Here is a 4,526-nt window from a genome sequence, read left to right as displayed (position 1 = left end):
CTCATCTGCATAAGCTTCAGAAGTTGCCGGGGCGCATCGTGCGGTACTTTAAACATCCTGCCATTGCTTATGCTGCCTGACCTTATGCACTCTCTATACTTGCCAGGTTAATATGTCGACGATGCGTTTGCCCTCCTGGTGCAGCCGGATTGCCTGCTGTCACAAGTAGTTTTGAGTCGCTGGATTGAGCCTTCGAGCATCCGATTTGTTCATGCCTTTATCCTAGCAATTACCCTTCTCTGCCTCCTCCTCTCACCTTGCCGGGTTAATAGGTGTGGTCTGTCTCAAGTACCTCGACGAGTCCGGCTGTTGCCAGAGCGAGATCGTGTGACTACGCTTACAGCCTACGGGGGCAACAAAAGCAGGTGAAGCAACGCAAACGTAGAGGCAGGCGGATTAACATCCTGGGCATTTGGCATCCCAAAGAGCAGTTTGACGATGCGCTGATGCTAGGAAGCCTGAAGAGTGCAACCTTCCTCAAGCGGCTGGATTGGCAAGCGGCCAAAGCCCAACAGCATTACCAACAAACCGGACAACTCACCGTAATTGTGCTCGACAATGCTTCCGTTCATCGCAGCAAACTGGCTCAACAACAGCAACCACACTGGCAACAACAAGGCTTGCTGCTCTTTTTCTTGCCTCCTTACAGTCCTCCGATGAATCGTATCGAGGATGAGTGGTGACAACTGAAACGCACGGAATTAGCCAGTCGAGTATTTGACGATGAGGTCGATTTAGCTGATGCGATTATGGAGGGCATTGAGAACAGGGGGAGGAACAGCGGCTACCCGGTAGAACGTTTTAAGTTTTATTAGGTTGCCCTACTTAGCAGGATTATTTTGGTTGCCCCTGCAGATTTTGCACTACCCCAACTATCAGTAGTGCTCAACTAAATGCCCTTACTGCAAAAGGTTTAGTGACCGGTTGCAAGCCAACTGCTGCCGATCGCCCTGCCCCTACCAGGATAGCCCCTCTTTTTGGGTTTGTAATGTTTGGATTTTAACCTTACAAAAATTGCTGCTCTCGTTCCTCCGAACGATTAATCGTCGAGTGGTTTACCGTCAAGCCTCGTTCCTGCATCATCTCCTCCATATCTCGGTAGCTGAGGGAATAGCGGTGAGTCCAGTCCTGAAGGCAGGTTTCCCCCCGTAGGGAACTGGCGAACCCGAAGGGCATTAACAGCGAACGTTCAGCAGGATGATTTCAGGCAGAAAGTGCCGCTACTTCAACAGAGCAGGAGTAGATATCGGAGGGTAAGGAGGGAAGTTTTAGCCCGCTTACTTTACCGTTGACTGGTTTTTGCAACACAACCGTTTTTTTGCAACACAACCTTATTTGAATGATGTTCCAAAAGCTTTCTGTAATGTTGCTGTCAACGTTTCTGGGGTATAGGGTTTCTTGAGGAAGGCTTTAATCATTGCTTTGACATCGTCATTAAGCTGATGTTCCAATGACAATTCATTAAGCGCAACGATGACAAGGTCGGGATTCGTCCGCTTTAATATCTGAATCGTTGCTGATGCATCAGGTTCTACAATAGATAGATCGATGAGAACTGCCCGAATCTGGGATCGATACTGAGCATAAAGCCCGATCGCCTCAATTCCATCTTTTGCAGTCAAAACTCGGTAACTCGTTTGATCTAACAGCATCTCAGCAGCTTCGCGAGATGTGTCATCACTCTCAACTAGCAGAATTAATGCCTCTTGGAAAGAAATCGGTCGCTGAGCCGGTAAGTATACTTTGAGCTGAGTTCCCTTGTTAATTTCACTCTGTACATTGATGAAGCCGCCATGACCTTTGACAATTCCCGCAACCATTGATAATCCGAGTCCTGTCCCCTTACCGAATTCTTTGGTTGTAAAGAAAGGCTCAAAGATACGGTTTAAGTTTTCAGCAGGTATTCCAACTCCGGTATCAGAGACCGTAATCGCAACATAGCAACCCGTCTTCGCATCGACATTCTTGCGAGCAAGCGCTGCATTAACCGAGATGTTTTCTGCTGAAATACGTAGAACTCCACCTTCTGGCATGGCATCACGAGCATTCTCCCAAAGATGCAGCAGCATTTGGTGAAGTTGAGTTCGGTCTCCAGAAACTATCCAAAGATCAGATGCAATGTTAGTCCGAACTAGAATATTTTGCGGACAATCTTGCTTAAGCATCGCTGCTAGACGTAGCAGCAATGTATCTATCGCTAATGTGTTCCTATTGCCTGTTAGTCCTTGCACAAAGGACAACATTTGATTTACGACATCCGCACTCCGCCTTGCATTTACCTCAAGGGTTGCCAATACTTGTCGGCTCTGCTCATCCGGCAACTTATCAGCTAGAAGCTGGATTGACATCAGTATCGGAGTCAACGCATTGTTGAGATTATGGGCCATACCCTTAGTCACCGTACTGATGCTTTCAAATCTTTGAGTCCGCTGATACTGTGCTTCCGTTTGCTTACTCTCAGTAATATTAGTCCCACTGACGAGAACAGATTGAGGCTGTCCTACTTCGTTGCGAATTAATGTCCAACGGCTATCAACAATAACTTTCCGATCGTCTTTCCCTCGATGTTTTAGTTCACCCTGCCACTCTCCCTGTTCCATAACCAATGTTTGAGCTTGGCGGAGTTGGGGAGAAAATTCATCAAACAGGAGCTCATCAACATAACACCCTACCGCTTCGTTAACTGTCCAGCCAAACAAGCGGGTTGCGCTACTATTCCAAAACAAGATTTGATTTTCCAAGTTCAGCACAAGAATCGCATCCTGAGATTGATCCAAAAGCCTTGCTTGCGCTTGCAATTGTGCTTCAGCTTGTTTTTGCTTGGTGACATTCGTTTGGATACCAACAAAATACAGCAACTCACCAGCATCAGCACGTACCGGAGCAATTTTTAATTCATTCCAGAAGGGCTGGCCATCTTTGCGATAGTTCAAAAGAGTGGCTTGTACCTCCTGCTGTTGGGCTATTGCCTCACGAATTTGAGCAACAACTTCTGGATCGGTTCCTGGACCCTGTAGCAATCGACAATTGCAACCGATCACCTCTTCTGGCTGATACCCGGTCAGCTTCGAGAAGGCAGGATTTGAGTAGATGATGGGATTATCGGGTTGGTTGGGATCGCAAAGCACAATACCATCTGAAGTAGAATCGATCGCCCTCGCAAATGGCAAACTGGTTAACTTCTCTAGCGACAATCCCTCGGTCGGTAAACTCTCTAGCCGCCGCTCTTGTTTGACCCTGTTCCAGTAAGTGTTAAAGAAGTGGGCAAGCTCAGGTTCTTCAGCCACTAAGTCATTGAAATGGTCCTGAACTCGCTTATCAGTCTCATACCTTACATCTGGGTGTGCTTCCATCCACTCATGACAGGTTTTGATATAGGCAATAAACGTCACCAAATATTGGTAATTCTCGGTTCCTAGAAAACGGCACAACTCTCGCCGACAATGGTCAGCCTCATCTGTGTTTAAGGCAATAAAAATTGAGCAGTCAAGGAGGCTCTCTTCGAGAACGGAGTTTAGCTGGGATACAACATTGAGCAAGCTGTTATGAGAAGCCAATAACCGAAGATGCTCATCCACTTCTGGTGGGCTTGGGGGAGCCGCTTCAAGCAGGGTTAAGATATCCCGTGCCTTCATCCCCAATTCCCACAGCGAACAGCTATGGCACACTAAGCAATACGGGACAGGGCAGAAACGCGATAGGTAGGCGGACAGTTTCTCTTTGAATAGAGAGGGAAGAGGATTGTCAACGTAGGTTGAGCAAGTTTGTTGCCATAAGTTTTCCAACACTTGAGGAGTCTGTAAGGCTGGAGAGAAGAAAGGTGGAAGAAAACCGAACTTCTCCTCAATTTCTGTCGCAATTTGCTGACTGGTCCGCATAGATAAGATTTGACTTTAAAAGCAAGCGTGAGGAATTGGCAAGCTGAGATTCCCCCTTTCTGACGAGCAAGTACTTGCAGAGACGGCGAACACAGTATATTTGCTGATCCTTTTGCTAGTTTAGCGTGCCTACCGCATCGTGAATTTTCCTAGTGCATCTTCAGGAGAGCTTTTTTGCGAAAGTGTCAAAACTGAGTACTCAAATCCCGATTCTCAACAGTACTGAGAATTCTCCCGATAAGTCGAACGAAGGAATAAGAGTTTCACTAGAAGAAAGGAAGGCAAATTTTCAATAAGGAATAATAAGGGCTTAGTTCTAACACCTTCTACTGAGAATGGTGCAAGATTTCAGTAGATATTGGAGGGGGCTAATCATACTCCGATTCAGCAATGCCGGGAATTCGATGTCGCCGAAGTAAATCATTTTCAGCTAAGTATTAGGACAGTGAGAGGGCTGTAACCAAAGGAAAAGCTGAGGGTAGAACGTTGCTGGGCTTCAAGGCGATCGCTCAGCAGACTGAGTGAGGCAAGCAATCACTTGAATCAATCGCTCTGGTTCGATTGGTTTCGAGAGATGCTGTTGAAATCCAGCTTGCAGGGCTTGTTGCTGGTTGAAGTCGCCTGCGTAAGCAGTGAGTGCAATCGCCC

At 46.9% G+C, this 4,526-nt stretch carries 3 protein-coding genes; 1 reads left to right on the top strand and 2 read right to left on the bottom strand.

Going from position 1 to position 4,526, the window contains the following annotated elements:
• The first annotated feature begins 272 nt into the window (after positions 1-272).
• The gene (locus NDI45_RS30595; protein ID WP_348250044.1) at positions 273-683 is read left to right on the top strand and encodes a transposase; all 411 of its coding nucleotides are present in this window, start codon (positions 273-275) and stop codon (positions 681-683) included.
• Positions 684-1,005: 322 nt separating this feature from the next.
• Here the strand turns inward: NDI45_RS30595 and NDI45_RS30590 are convergent, their stop codons facing one another.
• Together NDI45_RS30590 and NDI45_RS30585 are read right to left on the bottom strand one after the other, a co-directional pair.
• A complete protein-coding gene (locus NDI45_RS30590; protein ID WP_348250045.1) occupies positions 1,006-1,176 on the bottom strand; it encodes a hypothetical protein in 171 nt (56 codons plus the stop codon).
• 155 nt (positions 1,177-1,331) lie between these two features.
• Positions 1,332-3,878, bottom strand: coding sequence for a PAS domain S-box protein (locus tag NDI45_RS30585; RefSeq protein ID WP_348250043.1), 2,547 nt, complete (start codon positions 3,876-3,878; stop codon positions 1,332-1,334).
• Positions 3,879-4,526: the final 648 nt, after the last annotated feature.

The organism is Leptolyngbya sp. GB1-A1, assembly GCF_039962475.1.
Classification (GTDB): Bacteria; Cyanobacteriota; Cyanobacteriia; order Elainellales; family Elainellaceae; genus Leptolyngbya_A.
Note: the sequence above shows the minus strand (reverse complement) of the source record. Positions and strands in the feature narration are given on the sequence as shown.

What these genes read in the sequence shown, in the direction of transcription:
- NDI45_RS30590 (WP_348250045.1), bottom strand. Translation starts at nt 1,176, where the DNA reads ATGCCCTTCGGGTTCGCCAGTTCCCTACGGGGGGAAACCTGCCTTCAG.
- NDI45_RS30585 (WP_348250043.1), bottom strand. Translation starts at nt 3,878, where the DNA reads ATGCGGACCAGTCAGCAAATTGCGACAGAAATTGAGGAGAAGTTCGGT.